General features: G+C 71.1%; 22 protein-coding genes and 1 tRNA gene. 12 read left to right on the plus strand and 11 right to left on the minus strand.

The features are described from left to right. The first annotated feature begins 20 nt into the window (after positions 1-20). From E1295_RS48455 to E1295_RS03690, 3 genes are read left to right on the plus strand one after another with little or no spacing between them, the layout of a single operon-like run. On the plus strand, positions 21-179 hold the full coding sequence (locus E1295_RS48455; RefSeq protein ID WP_166427058.1) for a hypothetical protein: 159 nt from the start codon (positions 21-23) through the stop codon (positions 177-179). A gap of 57 nt (positions 180-236) precedes the next feature. After that, complete coding sequence (locus E1295_RS03685) at positions 237-1,511, plus strand: amylo-alpha-1,6-glucosidase (RefSeq protein ID WP_166427059.1); 1,275 nt, start codon at positions 237-239, stop codon at positions 1,509-1,511. Next, positions 1,508-1,981 (plus strand): hypothetical protein, encoded by a 474-nt coding sequence (locus E1295_RS03690; RefSeq protein ID WP_132628229.1) that lies wholly within the window; start codon positions 1,508-1,510, stop codon positions 1,979-1,981. The genes E1295_RS03685 and E1295_RS03690 overlap by 4 nt, the downstream gene beginning before the upstream one ends. A gap of 41 nt (positions 1,982-2,022) precedes the next feature. On the opposite strand, the gene E1295_RS03695 is transcribed toward E1295_RS03690, so the two are convergent. Further along, on the minus strand, positions 2,023-2,337 hold the full coding sequence (locus E1295_RS03695) for a YtxH domain-containing protein (protein WP_132628230.1): 315 nt from the start codon (positions 2,335-2,337) through the stop codon (positions 2,023-2,025). 126 nt (positions 2,338-2,463) lie between these two features. Here E1295_RS03695 and E1295_RS03700 point away from each other — a divergent pair. Continuing rightward, positions 2,464-2,535 (plus strand) — tRNA-Asn (locus tag E1295_RS03700). 241 nt (positions 2,536-2,776) lie between these two features. Here the strand turns inward: E1295_RS03700 and E1295_RS03705 are convergent. Beyond that, the gene (locus E1295_RS03705) at positions 2,777-3,790 is read right to left on the minus strand and encodes a hypothetical protein (RefSeq protein WP_132628231.1); all 1,014 of its coding nucleotides are present in this window, start codon (positions 3,788-3,790) and stop codon (positions 2,777-2,779) included. A gap of 57 nt (positions 3,791-3,847) precedes the next feature. Between E1295_RS03705 and E1295_RS03710 the strand changes: the two genes are divergently transcribed. The 3 genes from E1295_RS03710 to E1295_RS03720 all read left to right on the plus strand — a co-directional run bounded on the left by E1295_RS03710 (position 3,848) and on the right by E1295_RS03720 (position 6,065). Beyond that, entirely contained in the window at positions 3,848-4,462 is a 615-nt protein-coding gene (locus E1295_RS03710) for a TetR/AcrR family transcriptional regulator (RefSeq protein WP_132628232.1), read from the plus strand. Positions 4,463-5,043: 581 nt separating this feature from the next. Beyond that, positions 5,044-5,544 carry a DUF3224 domain-containing protein gene (locus E1295_RS03715; RefSeq protein ID WP_246079829.1) on the plus strand — a complete coding sequence of 167 codons (501 nt, stop codon included), beginning with the start codon at positions 5,044-5,046 and terminating at the stop codon, positions 5,542-5,544. A gap of 89 nt (positions 5,545-5,633) precedes the next feature. Beyond that, complete coding sequence (locus E1295_RS03720; protein WP_132628234.1) at positions 5,634-6,065, plus strand: alpha/beta fold hydrolase; 432 nt, start codon at positions 5,634-5,636, stop codon at positions 6,063-6,065. Here the strand turns inward: E1295_RS03720 and E1295_RS03725 are convergent. Both E1295_RS03725 and E1295_RS03730 read right to left on the minus strand, forming a co-directional pair. Then, positions 6,047-6,691, minus strand: coding sequence for a LuxR C-terminal-related transcriptional regulator (locus E1295_RS03725; protein ID WP_132628235.1), 645 nt, complete (start codon positions 6,689-6,691; stop codon positions 6,047-6,049). The two genes, E1295_RS03720 and E1295_RS03725, sit on opposite strands and share 19 nt — an antisense overlap. Beyond that, complete coding sequence (locus E1295_RS03730; protein WP_132628312.1) at positions 6,679-7,833, minus strand: sensor histidine kinase; 1,155 nt, start codon at positions 7,831-7,833, stop codon at positions 6,679-6,681. The genes E1295_RS03725 and E1295_RS03730 overlap by 13 nt, the downstream gene beginning before the upstream one ends. A 112-nt stretch (positions 7,834-7,945) precedes the next feature. Between E1295_RS03730 and E1295_RS03735 the strand changes: the two genes are divergently transcribed. Beyond that, a complete protein-coding gene (locus E1295_RS03735; RefSeq protein ID WP_132628236.1) occupies positions 7,946-9,169 on the plus strand; it encodes a serine hydrolase domain-containing protein in 1,224 nt (407 codons plus the stop codon). 49 nt (positions 9,170-9,218) lie between these two features. Here the strand turns inward: E1295_RS03735 and E1295_RS03740 are convergent, their stop codons facing one another. Genes E1295_RS03740 through E1295_RS03750 form a run of 3 tightly spaced genes read right to left on the minus strand, consistent with a single transcriptional unit; the run spans position 9,219 to position 11,133 of the window. Beyond that, positions 9,219-9,551: a toxin-antitoxin system YwqK family antitoxin gene (locus tag E1295_RS03740; protein ID WP_132628237.1), complete on the minus strand. Its 333-nt coding sequence runs from the start codon at positions 9,549-9,551 to the stop codon at positions 9,219-9,221. Between the two features lie 14 nt (positions 9,552-9,565). After that, positions 9,566-10,828 carry a YwqJ-related putative deaminase gene (locus tag E1295_RS03745; RefSeq protein WP_132628238.1) on the minus strand — a complete coding sequence of 421 codons (1,263 nt, stop codon included), beginning with the start codon at positions 10,826-10,828 and terminating at the stop codon, positions 9,566-9,568. Then, complete coding sequence (locus E1295_RS03750) at positions 10,825-11,133, minus strand: hypothetical protein (RefSeq protein WP_132628239.1); 309 nt, start codon at positions 11,131-11,133, stop codon at positions 10,825-10,827. Before E1295_RS03750 ends, E1295_RS03745 begins: the two co-directional genes overlap by 4 nt. A 317-nt stretch (positions 11,134-11,450) precedes the next feature. Here E1295_RS03750 and E1295_RS03755 point away from each other — a divergent pair, with 317 nt between their 5' ends. Further along, on the plus strand, positions 11,451-12,590 hold the full coding sequence (locus E1295_RS03755; protein ID WP_246079820.1) for a nitric oxide synthase oxygenase: 1,140 nt from the start codon (positions 11,451-11,453) through the stop codon (positions 12,588-12,590). Between the two features lie 39 nt (positions 12,591-12,629). After that, positions 12,630-13,403, plus strand: a complete 774-nt coding sequence (locus E1295_RS03760) for an enoyl-CoA hydratase-related protein (RefSeq protein ID WP_132628240.1) — start codon at positions 12,630-12,632, stop codon at positions 13,401-13,403. Between the two features lie 39 nt (positions 13,404-13,442). On the opposite strand, the gene galK is transcribed toward E1295_RS03760, so the two are convergent. Then, positions 13,443-14,564 (minus strand): galactokinase, encoded by a 1,122-nt coding sequence (gene galK, locus E1295_RS03765; protein WP_132628241.1) that lies wholly within the window; start codon positions 14,562-14,564, stop codon positions 13,443-13,445. 43 nt (positions 14,565-14,607) lie between these two features. On the opposite strand from galK, the gene E1295_RS03770 reads away from it, so the two are divergent. Further along, positions 14,608-15,456, plus strand: coding sequence for a 1-aminocyclopropane-1-carboxylate deaminase/D-cysteine desulfhydrase (locus E1295_RS03770; protein ID WP_132628242.1), 849 nt, complete (start codon positions 14,608-14,610; stop codon positions 15,454-15,456). Here the strand turns inward: E1295_RS03770 and E1295_RS03775 are convergent. The 3 genes from E1295_RS03775 to E1295_RS03785 all read right to left on the minus strand — a co-directional run bounded on the left by E1295_RS03775 (position 15,381) and on the right by E1295_RS03785 (position 17,119). Next, entirely contained in the window at positions 15,381-16,052 is a 672-nt protein-coding gene (locus E1295_RS03775; RefSeq protein ID WP_220448521.1) for a DUF6766 family protein, read from the minus strand. The genes E1295_RS03770 and E1295_RS03775 overlap by 76 nt on opposite strands. Positions 16,053-16,131: 79 nt before the next feature. After that, positions 16,132-16,509 (minus strand): hypothetical protein, encoded by a 378-nt coding sequence (locus E1295_RS03780; RefSeq protein WP_132628244.1) that lies wholly within the window; start codon positions 16,507-16,509, stop codon positions 16,132-16,134. 64 nt (positions 16,510-16,573) lie between these two features. Continuing rightward, a complete protein-coding gene (locus E1295_RS03785) occupies positions 16,574-17,119 on the minus strand; it encodes a hypothetical protein (RefSeq protein WP_246079821.1) in 546 nt (181 codons plus the stop codon). A gap of 119 nt (positions 17,120-17,238) precedes the next feature. On the opposite strand from E1295_RS03785, the gene E1295_RS03790 reads away from it, so the two are divergent. Beyond that, positions 17,239-22,236, plus strand: a complete 4,998-nt coding sequence (locus E1295_RS03790) for a tetratricopeptide repeat protein (protein WP_166427060.1) — start codon at positions 17,239-17,241, stop codon at positions 22,234-22,236. Positions 22,237-22,297 lie beyond the last annotated feature (61 nt).

Genomic DNA, 22,297 nt, shown 5'->3' on the forward strand with positions numbered 1-22,297 from the left:
GGCCTCGTACCGTGTCGAACATGGGACGTATTCTTCTGATCATCGTGGCCGTCATCGCGGCACTCATGCTCCTCGGCCCCCTCGTGGGCTTCGCCCTCACGCTGCTCAAGTGGGGTCTGATCATCGGCGGCGTGGCGCTGGGCGTCATGTTCCTGTCGAAGTGGGTGAAAAGGGCCTGACGGGGGGCGTGTAGCCGCGCAGTAGCTTCCCGCGGGATCCGCAGGCATAGTTGGGTGATGGAGGCGCGGCCGGCGGTCGACGACGCCGCGCTCGGGCGCGAGGCGCTGGCCGTGCTCGAGGCGAACTGGACGGGCACGGGCACCGTGCCCGCGCCGGGCCTCTACCCGCACCAGTGGAGCTGGGACTCCGCGTTCGTCGTCATCGGCCTGGCCAGGCACCGGCCGGACCGGGCCCGCGACGAGCTGCTCAGCCTGCTGCGCGGGCAGTGGGCGACCGGGATGGTGCCGCACATCGTCTTCCACACGCGGGAGGCCTACTTCCCCGGGCCGTCCGTGTGGCGCTCCCAGGAGCACGCCGCCGCGCCCCGCGTGCTCACCTCGGGACTCATCTCACCGCCGCTGCAGGGCCTCGCCCTGTGGTGGCTCTACCGGCACACCGGCGACGTCGCGTTCGTCAGGAAGGCGTTCCCGGCGCTGGTGGCCCAGCACGACTACCTCGCCTCCGCCCGCGACCTCGGCGGCGCCGGGCTGGCCGCGGTCGTGCATCCGTGGGAATCGGGCATGGACGACAGTCCCGCCTGGGACGACGCACTCTCCGCACTCCCCGTCATCAGGTACGGCTACCGCAACGTCGACATGGAGGAGCGCCACCCCGACAGCGCCCACGACCGCTACGTCTGGCTGGCCATGCGTTACCGCGACGCCGGATACAGCGCCGGATACCTGCGCGACGAGCATCCGTTCGCGATCGAGGACCCGATGTTCAACGGCATCTGGCTGGCCTCCTGCCAGGCGCTGGCCGAACTGGCGCCGCTGGCCCGCGCCGATCCCGTGCCCCACGCCGAGCAGGCAGAGCGCATCCGGCTGGCGATGATCGAACGCCTGTGGGACGGCGGCTTCTACGCCAGGGACCTGCGTACCGACCGGCTGATCAAAGTGTGCACGGTGGGCGGGTTCGGGCCGCTGCTGGACCCGTGGCTGCCCGGCGAGCACGTGCGCGCGGCCGTCGAGGTGCTGGAGTCGGCCCGGTTCATGGGCGCCACCGGCTACCCGGTGCCGAGCTGCGAGATCCGCGCCGCCCAGTTCGACCGCACCCGCTACTGGCGCGGCCCCTCCTGGGTGAACACCAACTGGCTGCTGCGCAGGGCCGCCGCCGTGCACTCCCTCGACCCGCTCGCCCGGCAGCTCACCCACGGAACCCTGCGCCTGGTGCGGCAGGCCGGCTTCCGCGAGTGCTTCGACCCCTTCGACGGCAGCGGACGCGGATGCCGGGATTTCTCGTGGAGTGCGGCGCTCACCCTGGATCTGCTCGCCGATACCGTTGAGGAATGAGCCTTTTCCGCCGGCTGCCCGCCGACGTGCGCAAATCCCTGACGATGGAGCGGGGAGAGCGGGTGCTGACGTTCACCCACGCCTCGGACGGCCACGTGGTGGCCACCAACCTCGCCCTCCATCTGGCCGACGGCACGCGCCTGCCGTACGAGAAGATCGACAGGGCGTCGTGGGACGAGGAGGGCCTGCGGGTGCTCACCACCGACGGCAGGTGGCACGCCGAGCGGATCGCCGAGCCGCGCATGGTGCCCGAGACGCTGCGCGAGCGCGTCAACGCGACGATCGTGGTGAACAAGCACGTCGACCTGCCGGGCAGGGGCGGCGTGCGACTGGTGGCCCGGCGCCGGCCAGGCGGCGAGGTGCTGGGCTGGACCTTCGTCTTCGACGACGGCCTCGACCCCGGGGACCCCGGCCTGCGCGCGCAGGCCGAGCAGGCCCTGGAGGGGATGCGGCGCAGCATGGGCGTGTGAGCCACCGTACGTGCTCCGGGCTCCCACGCCCACGCGCCACGTCAGTAGGGGATGCCGCTCTCCCTGGCGTTGTGGCCCTCGACGCCGTCGTCCGGCCAGCCGGTGCCCGTGTCGGGCTTGTGGTCGTCGTGCAGGAACGGGATCCGGTGCTGCAGGGTGTCACCCACCCTCGTCCTGGCCATCCCCGCGAACCTCGACGCCTGCGCGCCGACCACCCCGGCCGCCTCCTGCACCCTGGGGTTGTCCGCCACGCGCTGCGCCGTCCGCTTGATCTGCTCGTACCGCTCGCGTCCTGCCCGGCTGCCCAGCACGTAGCCGACCGCCAGTCCAACAGCGAATGTCATCCGATAACGCATTTCGCACCTCCGCTGCCTCCGGGCCTACCCTGCTTATGATGCGACACGCACTCCCAGAGTGCGCTAATCTAGTCGTGCGCACGGCGGAGGGGCCGCAAAGCCCCGATGACGTGGGCAGAAGCTCGATCCCGCGTAGCTCAACGGCAGAGCAGCCGGCTGTTAACCGGCAGGTTATTGGTTCGAGTCCAATCGCGGGAGCTTCGCATCGGCTCGGGCCTCCTCCTTGATCAAGGAGGAGGCCCGAGCCGTTCCTGGAGGCTGGTCGCCCTCCCACGGACGGTGTCCATGGCCTCGCGCGTGGCCGATGACCGGCCCGGCGCCGGGCCGTTAACTCTGGATGGGCGACCGCACCGTGATCCGCTACGCGCACGCCGCCTCACCCGAGAAACTGTTGTGGGGGCAATGGACCCCCCGATTTTCGGATCAGCATTGGCGCGATTCAAACATCGCCCGGTTGCTGGCTGGCCAACGGCACTTGTCTTGCCGAACGTCGGTAGACGACTGCGGCCAGAGCGAAGGCGAGCAGGAGCATAACGGCATTCTGCGCAAACTTCGCCAGGACCGGCACACCGTCCGGCACCGGGCTGGCGAATCCGATCACGGCTCCACCGACGATGACGGCCGCACCGAGCAAGCCGATCTCACGGGAATGCCAGCGACAGCGCGCAGAAAGCCAGCGCAGTAGGACGCCGACACAGAGCAGCAGAGCCGTTCCGACGGCGAAGCCTGTCCACGTAGGTGGGAGTAGGTCGAAGCTCACCTTCGCCACGGCGCCCGCGGCCAGGATCGCTGCTACCGGCACCGGGCCTGCGTCCGGGCGGCTCGCAACCGGCCGACCCACTCGTGACATCGCCAGCGCCACCAATCCGGCTACAACGAGTAGCACTCCTGTCACCTGCCAGCCGGACGGGACGTAGCCGTAGGTCTGGCGTCCGTCGGTGTGGACGAGCAGCGCAATGATCGCCCACAGCACGATCAGGATTCCGATGCCCCACCTGCCGAGGATGGGACGGCCCCGCGTCGACGGTGCCAGCGCCTGATGCACCGCCAGAGGGGCGCCGACGCTCATCATGACGTGGCCGATGACCCAGCTCAGCGTCGCGAACGCGCTGATCTGCAGCGGCTCGATCAATGTTGGTTCGCGCAGCGCGGCCCAGTAGGGGATGTCGGCTCGCTGCGTGCCGAACAGGGCGAGATCGATCACCCCGGGCATCGCCACCCCGAACGCCGCGGCCAGCAGCAGGATTCCGGTCCAGCCACGTCCGGTACGGACGGCGACTTCTCTGATCAGCAGCGCCGCACCACCATACAGGGGTGCGAAGAACAGCAACCCGCCCAGGATGGCGAGCGCGTCGCCGGTCGAGGATAGATATGCCTGCAAGAACTCCGCCGTCACAGGCGCCCCGAGCGCAATGCCGAGTACCGAGACGACCCGAACACGTAAAGGTTGCATGCCCGCCACGGTAACAGAGTTAATGGAGTAGCTACTCCATTAACTAGGATAGTGCCTATGCCTCGCCCCATCGATCCCACGCTCCGCCGGGCCCGCCGGCTCCAGATCATCGACGCCGGGCTGACCGCTTTCGCCCGGCACGGCTACGCCGGCGCCACCACCGCGCAGATCTGCCGGATCGCCGGGGTCGGCTCAGGCACGTTTTTCCACCACTTCCCCACGAAGAATGCACTCCTGGTCGCGATCCTGGAGCTCGGCGCCGAGGAGACCCGTGACTTCTTCGCTTCCCAAGATCAGGCGACCCCGCCGAGGGAGGTCCTCCTCGGTTACGTCGATCACGCCGTCGCTGACCTCACCGACCCACGGGCGGCCAGCTTCATCACGATGGTCGGCGGACTCACCTCGAACGCGGACATCAGGGCCGCCTTGCAGGCCGACGAAGGCACCACCCGGAGCCGGGTACGCGACGTCGTGACGGCTGCCCAGCGCCAACGTCAGATCCGGGCCGACATGACGCCCGACCGCCTCACCGTCTGGATCATGCTGCTGATCGACGGCTTCGCCTCCCGGGTGGCGGGCGGCGACTTCGACGCCGGCGCGGAGGCCCCGCTGCTTCGCGAGCAGGTCGAACTGCTGCTCGACGGCCCACCAGCGCCTGACCTGACGCCATGACAGGTCTGTCCATGGGGCAAAATGCAGGGTCACTCCGGACGACTGTGTGCAACGCGTCCGGATCCAACCTTGGCGAGCTGGAGGTCAGCGCGATGGGCTTGGTCGCTGACTGAGGCGATTCCGTGCGCCCAGCAGAGCAGGAGGTGAAGCCGTGACGTAGCGGCTGATCTTGCTGTTCGTAAGCTCGTCGTCGCTTGCCGGTGTAAGTCCGGCCCGGGTAGCTGCCAGGAGGCCCGGTAGCAGGCTGGCGGCTTCGTCTGGAAACGGGCGGGGTCGAAGCCCGCGTCAAAGGCCCTGTCAATGGGGGAGCGACGATGCGGTCCGTAGCATGAAGCGAAGCCTGCGGCGTCGTTACTCAGCCCGCCCTTCGGGGTGGGACAAGAGAGTGCCGAGCCTCGAACCGGGGCGAAGGCCATGGACGCGGTGAAGATCCTGGAAGCGCAGCCATCAAGGACTCCCCGGCGTATGGGGCGCGGAACGCATCGATAGTGACGACGGGAACTGGACCGGTCAGGCTAGTCCCGCCGCTTCGGGATCGCGGGAACCACGGGTTCCGCGTGATCCGGTCCGTGCCCTGCAGCATGCGCTTTACCGGGCGGCCAAGGCCGATCCCGGACGGAGATTCCACGCGCTGTTCGACAAGGTCTGCCGCAGAGACGTGCTGCAGCGCGCGTGGGTGGCGGTGCGCACCAACAACGGCGCACCGGGCATCGACAAGGCCACCCTGGCCCAGGTCGAGGAGTACGGAGTCGACCGGCTCCTGTACGGAGCACTTCAGCGGGGGAATCGTCGGCGTTGGGCACGCCGACCACGTCCGCGTCGTCCAGCCCGACGGCTCACAGATCGTCACCGGGGTCGAGCGCATCGTCGGCTCGGTCGATGGCCGCTCAGGCAGTTTCGTACTGACCTGTTACGGCTTCGGGCAACGGCCCGGGTCGGCACAGGGTTACAGGACGGTGCTGCCGGGCTCCGGCACCGGCGAGCTGGCCGGGCTGCGCGGACGCGGCGCCTTCACCGTCCGGCTGGAGCCGGATGGCACCTGGCGGGCCGAGGACACCTTCACGCACTGGTTCGACCCATGAGCCCGCGAATGGCAGCGGACCACTTCCGTACCGGACACCTCCAGACCGGCGGTGCACGGATCTATCACGAGGGACGCGGGAGCGGTTCCGTGCTGATCTTCGTGCCCGGCGGCGGGGTGGACGCCACTCACTTCGAGACGATCGCGTCTCTGCCGGCCGACACGTACACCACCGTGACCTACGACCGCCACGGATACTTCCGCAGCAGCCTGTCCTCCGATGACCGTTCGCCGAGCACGATCAGCCGGCACACCAACGACCTCGCCGCGCCCATCGAATCCCTCGGCGCGGGCCCAGCGGCCGTATGGGGCGGCAGCCTGGGCGCGTTCATCGCGATGGACCTGCTCTCACACCGCCCCGAACTGCTCACCACGGCGCTCGTCCACGAGCCGCCGCTGCTGTCCGTGCTGGAGGGAGTCGGACCGCCGCCCCTCCCCCGCGACCTGTCCCATGCGCGCGCAGCTTCGGCCCTATCTGGTGCTTTTTCTCTGACACAGCTCGCTCACTGGCTGCTGAGGTAGGTGAGGACGGCGAGGACGCGGCGGTGGCCGCTGTCGTCCGGTGAGAGGCCGAGCTTGGCGAAGATGTTGCCGATGTGCTTGTGCACGGCGTTCTCGGTGATGACGAGGCGGGCCGCGATTGTGGCATTGTCCTTCCCCTCGGCCATCAGGGCGAGCACTTGGCGTTCGCGCGGTGTGAGGCCGGCGATCGGATCGTGCGCGTGACGGGTGAGAAGTTGCGCGATCACCTCGGGGTCCATGACGGTGCCGCCGGCGGCGACACGCCGCAGGGCGTCAACGAACTCGCTCACCCGGCTCACCCGGTCCTTGAGGAGGTAGCCGACGCCGCCGCTTCCATCGGAGATCAGCTCGCCGGCGTACTGCTGCTCGACGTACTGGGAGAGTACGAGCACCGGCAGGCCGGGATACTGGCGGCGAGCGTGGAGGGCGGCGTGGATACCCTCGTCGCGGAAGGTCGGCGGGAGCCGTACGTCGACGATGGTGACGTCCGGCCGGTGTTCGGTGACGGCGGCGATGAAGCCGGGGGCGTCCTGAGTGATCGCGGCGACGTCGAAGTTCTTGGCGGTCAGCAAGAGTTCCAGCCCGCTGGACAGCAGGACGTTGTCCTCGGCGATCACGACCCGCATGGCAGGCTCACGGTGATCGTGGTCGGGCCGCCGACAGGGCTGTGTACGTGGACCGTGCCGTCGAGTGCCAGGACGCGGTGGCGGATTCCGGCGATGCCGGTGCCCAGCGTCTCGTCGGCGCCGCCGATCCCGTCGTCGGTGACCTCGATGGACAGCTGGTCACCGACGCGTGCGACACGGACGGTGGTCCGGGTGGCCTGGCTGTGCTTTGCAGCGTTGGTGAGCGACTCGGCGATCGTGAAGTAGGCCACGGCCTCGACCGCGGCGGGGATCGTGCCGAGGTCGCCGATGTCGAGGGTGGTGTTGATCGCCGATCGGGTCCCCAGGGCGGTCAGCGCCCCGGCGAGGCCGCGATCGGCGAGGATCGGTGGGTAAATCGTGCGGATCACGCCTCGAAGCTCCGCCATAGCCTCTTCGGTACCCTCATGCGCTGCCTGTAGGAGGCCGGCCGCCGTCTGGGGGTCCTCGCTCAGCGACTCACGGGCCGCGCCCAGCCGCATGGCGATGGCCACCAGCCGAGCCTGGGTGCCGTCGTGCAGGTCACGTTCGATCCGGCGGAGTTCCGCGCCATGCGCGTCCATGGCGCCGGCCCGCGTCTCGGTCAGCGTCTCCACACGCTGCGTCAGCCGCTCCGCAGCCGAGGGGGTCAGCAACGCAACACAGATCCGGGCGTGCAGCCGCGCCAGCAAGGGAACCAGCCAGTAGGTCAGGGCGGCGAAGATGACGATCTGTACGGTTCCCAGGGTCAACGCCGTGCCCCACCCGGTCAGTGGAACACCGAGGGCGAAGCCACCCGCGCGGGTGCCGACGGGCAGGGCCCACCACAAAGGCACCGTGACCGCAGTGGCCAACGCGTTGCCTGCGCACACCACCACGACGAGCCCGAACGCCAGACCCGTCACGATGGACGTGAACAGCCATCCGAGAACACGCCACGTACCGACACGGACGGGGCCAGAACGCGGAGATAACAGCAACCGGTCGGCGCGGGGACGATGCCAGGACGCCCAGGCACGAGCCATCATCGGGAGTATGAGTACGGGCAGCGCGAACAGGGCGACCGCGGCGAAGAACAGGCTTCCCAGCAGGTAGCCCAGACCGCGCCACATCGCCGCAAGCCGACTTGTCCCATGGTGGTTCATCCGCACCAGTCTGGACCGTGGCAGCCGAGCCTGGCACTACAGCCACCTACCGTTCTTTCTCACTGGTGAGCTGTATCGTCCGCTTCCCCCCGCCAGACCTAGCGTCTTGCCCATGACCAGATCCCCGATTCTGTCACCGCGGCGCGGCCGATTCATCCGGCGAAACCTGGCTCTGGCCACCGTCGTGGCCGGCACCCTCTTCACCAGCGTGCCCGGCGCGAGCGCCGCCGGCCGGCACGACGACCAGGTCCAGCTTCGACGTGACGCCGCCGCGATCACCGCGCTCGGCGTGACGGGCGTCCAGGCCCGTGTGACCACCCGTGACGGCCGGAACCTCACGGCCATCAGCGGTGTCGCCGACCTGAAGGGCCGGCGACCGGTCCCGCGGAACGGCTACTTCCGGATCGCCAGCGTCACCAAGACGTTCGTGGCCACCGTGATCCTGCAACTGGCCGGCGACGGCAAGCTTTCGCTGGATGACACGGTCGAGCGGTGGTTGCCCGGAGCGGTGGCCGGCAAGGGCAACGACGGCCGCACGATCACGATCCGCCAATTGCTCCAGCACACCAGCGGCATCCACGACGATTATCCGGACTACACCTCAGCGAAGGACTTCTACCGGAACCGATACGACACCTACACCCCCGAGCAGATCGTCGCCCGGGCGATGCGCCACCGGCCGGACTTCCAGCCCGGTAAGGAGTGGAAGTACTCCAACACCGGCTACGTCCTGCTCGGCATGATCATCAAAAGGGTCACCGGGAACCCCTGGCATGAGGAGGTACGAAATCGGATCGTCCGGCCGCTCGGCCTCCATCACACCTTCTGGCCGGGCACCTCGCCCACGCTGCCCCGGCCACACGCCAAGACCTACCAGAGGTTCAAGCCCGGCGAACCGCTCGTAGACGTCACCGAGCAGGTCGGTTCGGGCACCAATGGAGAGGCCGGACTCGTCTCCACTACCGCCGATCTCAACCGGTTCTTCCGCGCCTTGCTCGGCGGCCGGCTCCTGCCGCCGGCGCAGCTGGCACAGATGAAACAGACCATCCCGGTCGGCAAGGAGTTCGAGCAGCTCATGCCCGGGGGCCGCGATGGGCTGGGGCTCTTCTCACGCCCGTTGTCCTGTGGTGGGACGTACTGGGGTCACGAGGGCGGCGACTCCGGCTGGATCAGCACCGTCGGCGTCTCCGCCGACGGCCGGCGCAGCGTCACGGTCTCGTTGTCGGGCGTCCTCGCCGATTCCGCGGACGACGTCCTGCGCGTGGTACAGGCCCAAAGCACGTTGATCGACAACGCCCTGTGCACGACCCCGGACATCGGTCGTCAGCGGCGTTGAATGGCTCCTCGCGGACTTCGACCTCATCCACGGATAGCGCCACACCGCGCTATCCGTCGTCGGGTGTCCCGTCCTCGTGCCAGGCCTGGCACGACACGAGCTCCCCGTGCTCGTAGATCCGGTCCTCGGCGAGCCGGCCGTTCGGATGCCAGCGCAGAAACGAGCCGTGCCGGCGGCCGCGGTCGTGCCGCCACTCCGACTCGACGCGGCCGTCAGGGTAGAAGGCCCGCGCGAGTCCGTGCGGGACCCCCTGGTCGAACGTCTGCTCGGTCATGACCGCGCCGTCGGCATAGAGCTCGCACGCGGTGCCGCTGTAGGGGGCGCCCTGATAGCGGACTCGCTGGTCCTGGTCGTATTCCAGGTCGTTCATCGTGATGCGCATGCTGGTTCCCGACCTCAGGTGGCCCATGGCGGCGTGAACTCGGTCAGCGGGCTCTGCCCCGCGGAGGGATATCGGGTGAAGTAGCCGACGGAGTTCGGTGTGTCGTACAAGAAATTAGTGCAGTTGGCGCAGCACGGTATGCGCTGCCGGGCGGTGATGCCCTGATAATGCTCCGACAGCAAGCGGTTGTCGAAATGGAATTCCCGCAACGTCCCGGCGGTCACCGTCTCGCCGTCGCGCGTACGGTCCCACAGGGCCTTGCTGGTCGCGGTGACCTCCGAATGGGTGCCCGGTTCGCTCCAGTGCGGGAAGCCTCCCGGCGGCCAGCCCTCGTCGTGCTGGAAGGGCCCGTTGCGGCGAGCCCAGTGGGAGAACTTGTCATAGCGTTCCCGCAGGAGGGGGTGCAGGTCGTCGGGCACCCGCCGCAGCATGTCATTGAGACCTTCGTACAGTCTTCCCGTGCGCCGGTCCATGAGCAGCGTGTAGACCGGACCGGCCTTCGCCCTGGAGAAGGCGAGGTCGCGTGCCGCCTCCCGGCGGGCCAGATACTCCGACGACCTGGTCAGCGTCAGGTCCCCGACGAACTCGCGCACCGGCCGGCCGTTCACGGCGACGATGAGGCCCTGCTGGTCGCGTTCGAAACGCAGGTCCGCGGGCCTGGGCAGCGGCATGTCGCGTTCGAGCGGGCCGGGCGGCTGCAGGCGGCCGGCCTGACGTTCCCGGGCCGAGAGCGCCGTGGCACGTTCCGCGCCGGCGCGGACCGCCGGCACGCCGCCGCCCGTCCGGGCCGTCCCCGAGGCCACTCTGGCGAGGAGCTTGCGGTAGAGGTCGCCGAACTTGGCCAGGACGGCGCGGAACTGCTGGTACAGGCGGAGGGCTCTGGCCCTGACCCAGGCGCGGACCTGGGGGACGGCCAGGGCGAGCGCGGCGGCCGCGGCCGCGTAGGCCGCGAGGCGGGTCTTCCCGTGCTGGACGAACTGTGCGGCGCTGTTGTGCAGGCCGGCGACGAGGCCGAAGTGGCCCGCCAGGCCGCTGGTCTGGGGGAGGGCGCCGCCGGGGCCGTTGACGTGCCGGTCCGCGGCGTCCGCGGCCGGGCCCTGGTTGAGGGCGGCGCGGCAGGAGGCCGCGGCGCCGTCGCCGGCGAGCCGGGTGTAGTGGTCGGCGACGGCCTGCAGGGTTTCGGCCTGCCGGTAGGCCGGAGACGGGTCGGGGATGGACGGGAGGCCCAGGAGGCCGAAGTCGGCGGCGATGGCGGGATCGTCGGTGACGGCCGTCACGTGTGGTCCTGGACGGTCGTGCTGTTGAGCTGCTCGACGGCGACGTTGCGCCGGGCCATGACGACCTGCCCGTCCCCGGCGGCGCGCAGGCCGTCACCGGTGCGCACGTGGCGCTGCAGCAGGTGTTCGGCCAGTTCGCCGAACGGGGTGTCGACCTCCCAGAAGGGCAGGCCGCTGCCGGACCGCAGGCTGCTGCGCAGCGCGGCCGTCAGCCGCTCGTGCTGGTCGGCCAGCGCCTGGAAGTCCTGCCCCGAGGCGCGCCGGCCGTCGGCGTCGATGACCACGCCGAGGGCGTTCGCGCTCACGCCTCGCGGGTCGTCCGGTTCGTCCCGGGGAGTCACCCATCACCTCCCGAATCGGGAAGACACTGTACTAGCCAAGATCCACTAGTAGGAGCCGCTCGCCGCGCATAGAGACCGTTTCACGCTTTGTAGCGGGATCAACACGTATTTTCAAGTTGGCCGGACAAAGCGCCGCTCGTCGCGGAAAGATGGGGCGACCGGTCCGGTGGACCGGAGCCGCGGGACATCATGTCGGGGGCGAGGAGAGGGCGCCGCCACCAGGACGAACCGCCGACCCGGAATCGGCGGGGCGATCCGACGACGGAGGAACTGGTTGCCGCGTGCCCACCTGGATCAAGTCACTGCGTCCTTTCGACACGCCCGCCGTGCAGGCCATGAACGCCGTGCTCGGGCGTACCGCCGACCTGCGCGAGGCGGAGCGTTTCCTCAGGCTCTTCCACGCCGAGAACCCCGCTGTGGGAGGGCTCCACGCACGGCTGCGGGACGTCACCAGGGAGGTGGCCCGCACCGGGACCTACACGCACACGTACGAGGAGCTCGCGTTCGGCGCCCGGGTGGCCTGGCGCAACAGCAACCGGTGCATCGGCCGGCTCTACTGGCGGTCCCTTCGCGTACGCGACCGCAGGCAGGTGAGCACGGCCGAGGGGGTGGCCCTCGAATGCGTCGCCCACCTGCGCGAGGCGACCGGCAACGGCAAGATCAGGCCCACGATCACCGTGCTGCCCCCCGACACCCCGGCCATGTGCGGGCCTCGGGTGCTCAACGAGCAGCTCATCCGGTACGCCGGCTACCGCACGCCCGGCGGCGTCGTCGGCGACCCGCGCAACGCCGGGCTGACCGAGCTGGCTCAGAGCATGGGGTGGCGCGGCGGCTCCGGCCGGTTCGATGTGCTCCCGCTGATCGTCCAGCCGGGGCTGGGCGAGGCGCTGCTGTGCAACCTGCCCGGGGACGCCGTTCTGGAGGTGCCGCTGACGCATCCCGAGTATCCGTGGTTCGCCGACCTTGGGCTGCGCTGGCACGCTGTTCCGGCTATTTCGGATATGTGCCTGGAGATCGGCGGCATCTGCTACCCGTGCGCACCCTTCAACGGCTGGTACATGGGCACCGAGATCGGCGCCCGCAACCTCGCCGACGAGGACAGGTACGACCTCCTCGGCGTGACCGCAGAGCGGCTCGGCCTGGACACCTCCACGGAACGTACCCTGTGGCGCGACCACGCGCTGGTGGAGCTGAACGTGGCGGTGCTGCACTCGTTCGAGCGGGCCGGGGTCACGATGACCGACCACCACACGGAGTCACGCCGCTTCCTCACGCACCTGTCGAAGGAGGAGAAGGCCGGGCGCGTCTGCCCCGCGGACTGGTCGTGGATCGTGCCACCGCTGTCGGGCGGCGCCACCCCCGTCTTCCATCGCTACTACGACACCCGCGTTCTCACCCCGGCCTTCGTGCACCACCGATAGCCTTGCCACCCACGGCTAGAACATGGTTCGGTTGGGGTCATGGCGGAACTCGTGCTCTCAACGGTCGATCAGGGCGTGCTCACGCTGACCTTCAACCGTCCCGACACCCTCAACGCGTGGACGGCCGCCATGGGCCGGCGCTACTTCGACCTGCTGGCGGAGGCGGAGAAGGACCCCGAGGTCCGGGCCGTCGTGGTCACGGGCGCCGGCAGGGGATTCTGCTCGGGCGCCGACTTCAAGACGCTCGACGCCCTACGGTCCGGAACCTACGACGAGCGGCCCGACCCCAGGCCCGCCACCTTCCCGACGACCATCGGCAAGCCGGTCATCGCCGCGGTCAACGGGGCGTGCGCGGGGCTGGGCATGGTCCACGCGCTCGTCTGCGACCTCGTCATGACGGCCGAGGAGGCCAAGTGGACGACGGCCTTCGCGCGGCGCGGGCTCATCGCCGAGTACGGGCTGTCCTGGGTGCTGCCGCGCCTCGTCGGGCAGCAGCGGGCCATGGACCTCCTCCTGTCGGGGCGGGTGTTCACCGGGCGGGAGGCGTACGAGCTGGGGCTGGTCAACCGGGCGGTGCCGGGGGAGCGGCTGGCGGCGGAGGCGCGGGCGTACGCGCTGGAACTGGCGGCGCACAGCTCGCCCGCGTCGATGGCGGTGATCAAGCGGCAGGTCTGGCACGACTGGGAGACGACCCTGGAGGAGTCCGCGCGGGCGGCCACCCACGAGATGCTCGCCTCCTTCGAGCGGCCGGACTTCGCCGAGGGCGTCGCCGGCTTCCTCGAACGCCGCCCGCCGGACTTCCCGGCCCTCTGACGCGGCGGGTCCGTCCGCCGCCGTACGGCACGGCGCCGGTCAGAGGCGGTGGGCGCCGCGGGCCGGGGTGGCGGGGAGGAAGCGGGGCGCCTGGAACCCGCGTTCGGCGTACGCGCCGGCCACCGACTCCTGGACGCGGTCGAGCCGGTCCGCCGGCACCAGGGCGATGGCCGAGCCGCCGAAGCCCCCGCCCGTCATGCGCGCTCCCCTGGCGCCGCCCTTGACCGCCGCCTCCACGGCGACGTCCAGCTCGGGCGACGACACCTCGTACTGGTCCCTGAGCGACAGGTGCGAGGCGTTCAGCAGCGCGCCGATCTCCGCGACCGCGCCCGCGCGCAGCAGCCCGATGAGGGCTTCCACGCGATGGTTCTCCGTGACGACGTGCATGGTGCGCTTGCGCTCGTCGCCCTGGAGGCGTTCCAGCGCCGCGGGCAGGTCGGTGACGTCGCGCAGCGCGGGGACGCCGAGCATGCGGGCCGCCGACTCGCACTCGGCGCGGCGCTTGGCGTATTCGCCGCCCGCGTGCTCGTGGTGCACCTGGGTGTCGATGATGAGCATGCTGAGGCCGTGGGAGGCCAGGTCGAGCGGGATGTTCCTGGAGGCGAGCGAGCGGCAGTCGAGGAACAGCGCCTGCCCCTCCGCGCACAGCGCCGAGGCCGCCTGGTCCATGATGCCGCAGGGCATGCCGACGAAGTCGTTCTCGGCCTTCTGCGCGAGCAGGGCGATCTCCATGGGCGTCATGCCGAGGCCGTGCAGGTCGTTGAGCGCGGAGGCGACGGCCACCTCCAGGGCGGCGCTGGAGCTGAGGCCAGCCCCCTGGGGGACGTCGCCGTCGATGGCGATGTCGGCGCCTGCCGCCGATCCGGGGACGCGGTCGCCGAGCATGGCGAGCACGCCCACGACGTAGCGGGTCCAGCCCGTCGACTCGTCGTGGTTCGCCAGGGTGACGGGGCCGTCCGTGGACTGGAGGGACAGCAGGCGGACGGTCCCGTCGGAACGCGGGGTGACCGCCGCGGTGACGCCCCACGGCACCGCGAAGGGGAGGACGAAGCCGTCGTTGTAGTCGGTGTGCTCGCCGATCAGGTTGACCCGGCCGGGCGCGTGCCAGACGGTCTCGGGGGACGCGCCATAGGCGGCACGAAAAGCTTCAACAACGCGCATAACCGAACACTCCTCAACATAGGCCCGACCGTAGACTAGCGCCATGGAGGAACTCCTGGACCCGGAGCTCGGCGAGGTCCGGGTGTTCCTGGTGCACGACGACAACAAACCGCGCAAGCTCAAGCACAACCTGGGCCATCGCCGGCTGCTGACGTTCGGGGGCGCCTACTCCAACCACATCAGGGCCGTCGCCGAGGCCGGCCGGCGGCACGGCATTGAGACGATCGGCGTCATCAGAGGCGAGGAGCACCTGCCGCTCAACCCGGTGTTGTCGTACGCGGCCGCCTGCGGCATGACGCTCACCTACCTCGACCGGGCGGCCTACCGGCGCAAGCACACCCGCGAGGTGCAGGACTGGCTGCGGGAGCGGTGGGGCGGTGACGTGGCGATCCTGCCGGAGGGCGGGAGCAACGCCGCGGCCGTGCGCGGGTGCGCCGAGCTGCCGGGGGAGATCACCGGCGACTACGACGTCATCTGCTGCCCGGTGGGCACCGGGGGCACGCTGGCCGGGATCTCGGCCGGGCTGCCCGAGGGGAGGCGGGCGATCGGGTTCGCGGTGCTGAAGGGCGCCGGGTTCCTTGCCGGTGAGGTGGCCAGGTTGCAACGGGAGGCCTACCGCCGTACGTGGTCGAACTGGGAGATCAACCTGGACTACCACTTCGGCGGATACGCCAAGTCAACGCCGGACCTTGAGCGATTCATCGCGAAATATCAGGTCGAACGGACCTACGTGGCGAAAATGCTGTACGGCATCCTCGACCTCGTCCGACAGGGCGCCTTCGCCCCCGGCACCCGCATCGTCGCCGTCGTCACAGGTCAGCCCTCCACGTCCGTGGCCGCGTGCGGCGCCCCGACCGGCTTCGACTCGGGCGAGCCGCGCTGCCTCAGATAGATCGAGAGCACCACCATCGACAACACGGCGAGCAGCTCCGACTGCCAGTTCTGCAGGCTGCGGTTCCAGAACTCCGGCGAGGTGACGTACGCGCCCCACGAGACCGGGTCGCGCAGGTCGGTCAGCCGCCCGGCGTTGTAGGCCGCCTGCCCCGCCACCGACTGGGCCAGCCACGACAGCACGAAGACGACGCCCATCACCAGCCCCAGCGAGTTGCTGAACAACCAGAGCCGCAGCCCTTTGGTCCGCGCCCAGGCGGGCGAGCCGTCCGGGGCGTACCGGCCGATCAGCTGCTGCTCGTCGGACTCGGCGCCCTCGTTCCCCGGCTCCTTCGACTCGGGCGAGCCACGCTGCACGAGCCAGACGGTCACCATGATGAACAGGAAGAACTGCAGATACTCCGACTGCCAGTTCTCGGCCACGTCGACCGCGAAGGACGACGAGGCCACGTAGTCGAGCAGCGAGACCGGCTCCGAGCCCGCGGCCGCCTGCCGGTCGTTGTAGTCGAGCAGCCCCGCCACGGCCTGCCCGCACACCGACGCCACGAACAGGATGAGGAACACCAGGGAGAGTGCGTTGTCCTTGAGCCGTCTCACAACCGCGACCATCCGATCGCGAAGAACCACGCGAGCCCCACGACGATGATGAGCGTCGTCAGCGCGAACATCACCCGCATCAGTCCTCCACCTCGCACTGGTAGGGGAGGTCGGGAACCGGCCGGCAGCCCGCCGCCCTGATCCGCCACCCGTCGCTGAAGCGGTGCAGGAAGAGCGTGTCACCGGTCAGGCGCACCTGGGCCTCCTCGCCCCACACGCTCACCGCGGTGGGCCGGCCACCGGGGCCCAGCTTCACCTCGCGCAGCGCGTCGGCGCACGTCTGGCCCGGCCCCGGCAGCTTCTCGGCCGTCCTGCGGGCGAGCATGGCGCACGCGCTGTCCTCCTGCCGCCCGGCGATCGCGGCGTGGAAACGCTCCGCGGCGCGCGCGGGCGACGCGGTGTCCACGGCGCAGCCGGCGACGGTGAGTACGGCCAGTACGGCGAACGGCATCCTCATGCGCCTCCTGCTACCCAGGCGTGCGCCGGGCATGCTGGAGTGGCTGGAGTGGCTGATCGCCTGGTCAGCCCAGCTGGTCGAGCACCGGCGACACCAGGGCGTTCAGCTCGCGGGCCAGCACCGCCACCGCGCGGTGGGCGCTCTGCTCGACCTCGTCGTGGGGGCCCTCCGGCTCCGGCGGCAGGTCGTCGAGGGGCACCGGCGCCTCGACGAGCAGCGTGGCCCGCAGGAACGGGATCCTGGCGAGGTCCTGCTGGGTCGGCTCGACGTACTGGCCGAAGGTCTCCTGCCAGCCCAGCCATCCGCGGTCGCGCCACCAGGCCCGCGACCGGGTCAGTTCCTCCGGCAGCGGCGAGACGACCCTGACGCGGGCGTAGAGGGTGCCGTCCCAGGTGTTGCGGTGGCAGGTCGCCTCGAGGACGCGGCGGTCCCAGCGTACGTAGCCGGGGGTCAGTGACGGCGGCGTGGCCAGCCGCCAGGCCGCGCAGGCGAACCTGACGGGCGCGATGTCACCCCACTCGAACTCCTCGAGGTTCTTGCGCACGTGTACGGCATAGCGCCCGTCACGGTCCCTGTCGAACTCCTGGTCGATCCAGAACGCCTTGCCCATGGGCACCACGCTACGGCGCTGCCCCACTTCTCCGCGCACGGGCTCCGAGATCCCGGAATGGCTGTGACCATGGGTGGTGCATGTGTAGCTTTTTCACATTATTGGATGACCTTGGAGAGATGATGGCGTCAGAACAGCTCGACGCGGCCATGAACCACTGGAGAGCGGGAGAACTCGACGAGGCCGCCGCGCTGTTCAGGCAGATCGCGGCCACGGGTGACCCGGAGGCGTCCCACCTGCTGGCGGGCGTGTTGCAGGAACAAGGAGACCTGGACGGCGCCGAGGCGGCCCACCGCTCGGTGATCCAGTCGGGCGACCCCGTGTTCGGGCAACGCTCGGCCATGGCCATGGGCATGATGCTGGTCGACGCCAAGGAATGGCCGGCGGCCCACAGGGTGCTGACGATCGCCTCCGACGGCGCCGACTTCGAGGTGGCCGCGCTCGCCGAGACGGCCATGGTGCTGGTGTGCACCCACCTCGGCGACGCGCAGGGCGCCCAGGAGGCGCTCGAACGCGCCCGCAAGTGTGACAGCCCCGCCGTGGCCGAGCTGGCCGCGCGGCTCGAACTGCCGGAGTTCGAGCAGGACCCCGCCTCTGCCCGCGACCTGTACGAGGCCGCCGAGACCGAGAACGACTACCAGGCGCTGCTGACCTGCGGCGACCCCGAGGTGGTGTCACTGTCGGCCTTCCAGCTCTACCAGATGTACGCCGAGGAGGAGGAGTTCGACGCCGCCCGCGAGGTGTGCGAGCACGCCATCGCCGTCGGGCACCCCGATCACCGGGCCATGGCGTACAAGCTGCTCGGAGCCGTCCTGGTGGACCTCGGCGAGTACGCCGAGTCCGCGGCCGCCTACCGCGTGGCCGCCGAGGACCCGAGGCCCGACCTCCGGCTGCCGGCGCTGATCGAGCTGGCCAAGGTGACCGCACGGCTCGGCGACGTGGACGAGACCAAGGCGATCTTCCGCAGGGTGATCGCCAGCGGGCAGCGCGAGCACGCCGTGGAGGCCCAGGCGTGCCTGGCCCAGATGCACACCGAGGCGGGCGAGGTGGCCGAGGCGCTGGCCGCGCTGCGCGCGGTGCTGGAGGCCGGCGAGAGCGAGTGGGCCTCGGTCGGCGTCACGCTGCTCGGCATCCTGCTGGAGCAGCATCCCGGCGCCCACGACGAGATCATGGAGCTGACGGCGTACGCGGCCGGGCACGCCGACGCCGACGCCGCGTTCAAGGCCGGCCTGCTGCTCGACCACGACGCCATGCGGCAGCCGCTGCCCGATCCCGTCGAGGAGCAGGCGCTCCAGGACACCGACGAGGGCCTGGCCCGCCTGCGCGACGGCGACCTCGCCGAGGCCAGGCGGCTGCTGCGCAGGGCCGCCGACTCGGAGGCGCCGGCGCAGTCGCTGCGCGCCATGGTGGCGCTCGCCGAGCTGGAGCTGGGCGAAGGCGACCGGGAACAGGCCGACGAACTGCTGACGTACGTGGCCGAGAGCGACGACCTGCTCCAGGGGTTCAGCGCGACCTTCCTGCTGCACCTGCTGGGCGAGTCGGGCGACGAACTGCACCCGGTGCTCGTGGCGATGCTCGGTCACCAGCGGCTGGGCAGGGAGGAGGGGCTGGCCCGCTACCGCGAGACCCTGGATCACCCTGACCCCGCCGTGGCCGCGATCGGGACCGCCGTGTTCGCGCAGGTGCTGGTGTCGATCGGGATCGACCTGTCCGACACGGCCGAACTGTTCGACCGGGCGGCCGGCTCCGGCGATCCGCTGGCGTTGTCGTACGCCGCGCTGATCCGCAAGGACGTGCTGCCGGACACCGACGAGGCGACCGCGCTGCTGCGCCGGGCCTGGGAGGACGGCCATCCCGCGCTGGCGGCCTGGGTGGCGTACGCGCTGGGCGGGCTCGTCGCCGAGGAGGACCCGCTGCTGGCGCGGGCCGCGTACGAGCGGGCGGCGGGGGCCGCGCACCGGGGCCTGCGGATGGAGGCCGCCGCCGACCTCGCGGGCCTGTACGAGCAGCAGGGCGACCTGCTGGCCGTCTGCCGCCTGCACGAGCGGCTGATCGCCCAGGGGGAGGGGGAGCGCAGCGCGCTTCCGCTGGGCTACACCAGGGTCAGGCTCGACGATCCGGACGCCGCCCGCGCGGCCTTCGCGCTGGGCTCCGACGAGGTCAGCACGTTCGGGCACGCGCTGCTCGGCCAGGACTTCGAGGTCGCCGCGGCGGCGTTCCCCGAGGGGGACACGCAGGGGATGGCCGGCGTGCTCGCGATGGAGTGCGCGCACGCCTGGCAGCGCACCCGCCAGACCGGCGCCGCCGACCGGGCGCTCTCCCTGCTGGTCGCGGCGGGGGATGCGGACCTGCGCCAGCGGGCCGGCTGCTACCTGGGCGCCCTGCGCGACGACGCCGGTGACCGGCGCGGCGCCGTCGACGCGTGGCGGCAGGCCGCCACCGGAGGCGACGAACGCCTGACCGCGGTGGCGCTGCGCTCCGCGGGACGGGCGCTGATGGAGCTCGGTGAGCACGCCGAGGCCGCCGAGGCGTTCGCCGCGGTGCCGGAGGCGGGGGACGAGAGCCTGCGGGTCCCGGTCGCCCTGGGGCTCGGCGAGGCGCTGGTGGCCTGCGGCCGCGTGGACGAGGCCGGCGAGCGGCTGGCCGCGGCGCTGGGCGAGAACGCGTCGCTGCACCTGGCCCGGTTCCTGCTCGACCGCGGCGACGCCGAGGGCGCGCTGGCGGCCGTCACGGCCGCGCCGCCCGAGCCGACCGGGGAGTCGGAACGGCTGCGCGGCACCCTGCTGGCCAGGACCGGCGACCTGGAGCCCGCGCGGGCGGCGTTCGAGCGGGCGGCGGCCATCGACCCGGACTCCGAGCCGCTGACCATGCTGGAGGCCGGCCGCTGCCTCATGGCGGCCGGTGACACGGAGTCCGCGCACTTCGCCCTGGAGCGGGCCGCCGCGCAGGAGGACGACACGTACGCCGCCGCCGTCTCCCGCCACCTGCTCGGCCGGGCCACCCCCGAGGAACTGCCCTGGGTGCTGGCGGCCGAGGGCGACCGGCAGGGCGCCCTGGCGGCTCTGACGGAGCAGACCGGCTCCGAGGTCGTGGCCGGGGTGCTGCTCGCGCTCGACGCCGAGGACCTGCCCCGGGTCCGCGACCTGCTGACCGGCGCGGCCCCCGCCGACCTGGACCAGGCCCTGCCCGAGGTCCTGTCCTGGGCCCAGGACATGGACGCCGCCGTGGCGAGCCCGTTCTTCGAGCTGGTCGCCGGGCTGGGCGGGCCCGTGCTCGCGGCGCAGGCCCGCCTCGATCTCGGCGCGGCCCTGGCCGCCAAGGGTCACCCCTGCCGGGCCGAGCTCACCTTCCTGCCCGCCACCGAGCGGGCGGAGACGGCCGGGACGGCCTGGCGCAACATCGCGATCGTACGCCGGCGCCGCGGCGACCTCGACGGAGCCGTCGAGGCGGCCAGGGCGGCGCTGCCCGCCACCGCGCTGTCCCTCGCCGACCTGCTGCGCGAGCGCGGCGACACCGCCGGTGCGCGCGCAGCGCTGGCCGAGGGGGCCGCGGCCGGCGACCTCGAATGCCGCCGCCACCTGCTCGCCCATCTGCTCCAGGAGGAGGACCACGACGCGCTGGAGCAAGAGGCCGAGGCGGCCCTGGCCACCGGCGACCCCGAGACCGTGGCCATGGCGTACTGGACGCGCGGCGATGCCCGCAAGGCCAGGGGCGACATGGAGGCCGCGGCGCGCGCGTACGTCCAGGGCATCGACGTCGGCTTCCCCGGCACCACGTCCAGCATGCGGGTGGACCTGGCCAAGGCCTTGCGCGAGCTGGGCGACACGGAGGGGGCGGCCCGCGAGGTCCGGCTGGCCATGGAATCCGGCGACCCGGGCGCGATGGGCAGGGCCGGCATGCAGTTCGGCATGTGGCTGCACGAGGAGGGCGACGATCTCGGCGCCGCCAGGGCGTTCGAGGTGGCCGCCGGCACCGGCACGGACCTGGCGGGCACCGCGCTGAACAACATCGAGGTCCTCGCCCACCTGGCCTGCCGGCGCGGCGACCACGCGGCGGCCATGCAGGTGCTCGCGCTCATGGGCGAGAGCGCGGCCGAGGCGGCCGGCACGCTGGGCGACCTGTGCGAGGACCCGGAGGCCGTACGCGGCTACTACGAGCTGAGGTGGACCGGAGCCGCCGCCGACCTGGCGGTGGCCGAGCGGCTGACCGAGCTCGGGCGTACGGACGAGGCCCGCGCGATCTACGAGAGGCTGAACGAGCACGACGACCCCGACGTCCGCTTCGCGGCCGGCGGCAGGCTGCTCCAGCTGCTCGACCCGGAGGACGACTCCGAGGCCTTCTACGACCTGACCGAGCGCCAGGCGGGCGACGCCGACAGTCCCGCGAGGGGCGTGTTCGCCGGCATGCTGGGCCTGCTCCAGAGCGGCCAGGGTGACACCGAGCAGTCGCTGCACACGCTGCGGGAGGCGGCGGAGGGCGGCGATCCGACCGTGCTCACCGCGCTGGCCCAGGCGCTGGTCGAGGCGGGCGAGGTCGACGAGGGCCGCGAGGTCTACCGCCGGGTGCTCGACGCCGGTGACGCGGAACGGGCCGTACGAGCGATGATCGCGCTCGGGCAGACCTACCACGACGAGGACGTGGAGCGGGCGCGCGAGTGGTACCTCAGGGCCGCCGACAGGGCCGCCGACAGGGCCGCCGACAGGGCCGCCGACAGGGCCGCCGACAGGGCCGCCGGTGAGGGGGACGGGCACAACGGCGCGCTGGCGGCCATGTACCTCGGCGCGCTGGCCAAGCGCGAACGGGACTTCGGCGAGGCGCTCACCTGGTACCAGCGGGTCATCGACGCGGGCGACTCCGAGTCGGGGCTGGCCGCCGCGCACCTCGGCGAGCTCTGCTACTGGCTGGGGGACCGCGACGGCGCGCTGCGGTACTACGAGCAGACGCTGAGCCTGACCGAGCAGCCCGACCTGGTCGCGGAGGCGGCCTTCCGGCTGGGCGAGATCCGGTACGAGCGCGGCGACCTGGAGCAGGCCGGGCAGCTGTTGCGCAGGGCGCTGGACACCGGCGACGCGTCGTTCGCCGCGGAGGCGGAGACGCTGCTCGCCAAGCTCGGCTGACCGTCACCCGCGCTTGCGCATAATTTAATGACCGCATAATCTCATTCAGTCAAACAAACGG

This window comes from Nonomuraea mesophila (assembly GCF_004352805.1).
Lineage (GTDB): Bacteria > Actinomycetota > Actinomycetes > Streptosporangiales > Streptosporangiaceae > Nonomuraea > Nonomuraea longispora.

Coding starts and splice junctions, on each gene's coding strand:
- E1295_RS48455 (WP_166427058.1), top strand. CDS start 21: ATGGGACGTATTCTTCTGATCATCGTGGCCGTCATCGCGGCACTCATG.
- E1295_RS03685 (WP_166427059.1), top strand. CDS start 237: ATGGAGGCGCGGCCGGCGGTCGACGACGCCGCGCTCGGGCGCGAGGCG.
- E1295_RS03690 (WP_132628229.1), top strand. CDS start 1,508: ATGAGCCTTTTCCGCCGGCTGCCCGCCGACGTGCGCAAATCCCTGACG.
- E1295_RS03695 (WP_132628230.1), bottom strand. CDS start 2,337: ATGCGTTATCGGATGACATTCGCTGTTGGACTGGCGGTCGGCTACGTG.
- E1295_RS03705 (WP_132628231.1), bottom strand. CDS start 3,790: ATGCAACCTTTACGTGTTCGGGTCGTCTCGGTACTCGGCATTGCGCTC.
- E1295_RS03710 (WP_132628232.1), top strand. CDS start 3,848: ATGCCTCGCCCCATCGATCCCACGCTCCGCCGGGCCCGCCGGCTCCAG.
- E1295_RS03715 (WP_246079829.1), top strand. CDS start 5,044: ATGCGCTTTACCGGGCGGCCAAGGCCGATCCCGGACGGAGATTCCACG.
- E1295_RS03725 (WP_132628235.1), bottom strand. CDS start 6,691: ATGCGGGTCGTGATCGCCGAGGACAACGTCCTGCTGTCCAGCGGGCTG.
- E1295_RS03730 (WP_132628312.1), bottom strand. CDS start 7,833: ATGAACCACCATGGGACAAGTCGGCTTGCGGCGATGTGGCGCGGTCTG.
- E1295_RS03735 (WP_132628236.1), top strand. CDS start 7,946: ATGACCAGATCCCCGATTCTGTCACCGCGGCGCGGCCGATTCATCCGG.
- E1295_RS03740 (WP_132628237.1), bottom strand. CDS start 9,551: ATGCGCATCACGATGAACGACCTGGAATACGACCAGGACCAGCGAGTC.
- E1295_RS03760 (WP_132628240.1), top strand. CDS start 12,630: ATGGCGGAACTCGTGCTCTCAACGGTCGATCAGGGCGTGCTCACGCTG.
- galK (WP_132628241.1), bottom strand. CDS start 14,564: ATGCGCGTTGTTGAAGCTTTTCGTGCCGCCTATGGCGCGTCCCCCGAG.
- E1295_RS03770 (WP_132628242.1), top strand. CDS start 14,608: ATGGAGGAACTCCTGGACCCGGAGCTCGGCGAGGTCCGGGTGTTCCTG.
- E1295_RS03780 (WP_132628244.1), bottom strand. CDS start 16,509: ATGAGGATGCCGTTCGCCGTACTGGCCGTACTCACCGTCGCCGGCTGC.
- E1295_RS03785 (WP_246079821.1), bottom strand. CDS start 17,119: ATGGGCAAGGCGTTCTGGATCGACCAGGAGTTCGACAGGGACCGTGAC.
- E1295_RS03790 (WP_166427060.1), top strand. CDS start 17,239: ATGATGGCGTCAGAACAGCTCGACGCGGCCATGAACCACTGGAGAGCG.